General features: G+C 73.0%; 1 pseudogene. It reads left to right on the top strand.

Annotated features, from left to right (window positions below):
* Nucleotides 1-105 precede the first annotated feature (105 nt).
* A pseudogene (locus OOT08_RS03980) lies at nt 106-849 on the top strand (pseudouridine synthase); the annotation flags it as partial.
* Nucleotides 850-1,113 lie beyond the last annotated feature (264 nt).

The raw sequence follows: 1,113 nt of genomic DNA, 5'->3' as shown, positions 1-1,113 counted from the left end.
TGGGGCGGCAGCCTCGGCGGTTCGTTCTCGGTCGACGGCGTCGACATCAGCTTCGCGGACGACGGGGGAGCGCGAGCGAGCGAGCCCGCCGAGGACGACGGCAGGGTGCGCTTGCAGAAGGCGCTCGCGAACGCGGGCGTCGCCTCCCGCCGTGCCGCCGAGTCGCTCATCACCCGCGGCCGGGTTACGGTCAACGGAGCCGTCGTCCAGGAGCTCGGCTCCCGGATCGACCCCGAGACGGACCAGATCGCGGTGGACGGGGTCGCCGTGCAGCTGGACGTGTCCAAGCGCTACTTCGTCCTGAACAAGCCCCGGGGCGTCGTCTCCACCATGAGTGACGAGCAGGGGCGGCCGGATCTGCGCGAGTTCACCGACCAGGTCGAGGAGCGCCTCTACAACGTGGGACGGCTGGACACGGACACCTCCGGGCTGCTCATCCTCACGAACGACGGGGACCTGGCCCACGTCCTCGCGCACCCCAAGTTCGGGGTGCAGAAGACCTACGTGGCGAAGGTGCGCGGTCGGATCACCCCCGCGACCGTGCAACTGCTGAAGACCGGCGTCGAGCTTGAGGACGGCGTGATCGTGTGCGACGCCGCCCGCGTGCTCCCCGGGGGGCAGAGCGCCACCGACTCCCTGATCGAGGTCACCCTGCACTCCGGGAAGAACCGCATCGTGCGCCGCATGCTCGCCGCCGTCGGGCACCCCGTCCAGGAGCTCGTGCGCCGCCAGTTCGGCCCGCTCACCCTCGGCGCGCTGCGCGTCGGCGAGATGCGGGAGCTCCGCGCTGAGGAGCGCGGGGAACTGCTCACCATCGTGCGCAACGAGGGCGAGGCCGCGAAGATCCCCGCGGGCACCCCGCGGCCCCGGCCCCGCAAGGCCGCGAAGAAGTCCGGCGGCGAGAAGAAGCAGAGCGCGGGCCGCGCCGCCACCGGCCAGAGCCGCGCCGAGCGCCTCGGCCGCACGGCGCGCGAGCGCAGCGATCAGCAGAAGGACGAGAACCGCCGCGCCGAGCGCAGCGGTCAGCGCACCCCCGCCAAGAACCGCGGCCAGCAGCGGCCCGCGAACGGAGCCCCCCGGAAGCAGGACCCCCGATGACCCCGTCGCCCCAGG

Source organism: Leucobacter sp. M11 (genome assembly GCF_035726885.1).
In the GTDB taxonomy this organism is placed as follows: domain Bacteria; phylum Actinomycetota; class Actinomycetes; order Actinomycetales; family Microbacteriaceae; genus JAPFRB01.
The sequence above is the reverse complement of the archived record's forward strand: the minus strand, read 5'-3'. Positions and strand labels throughout refer to the sequence as shown.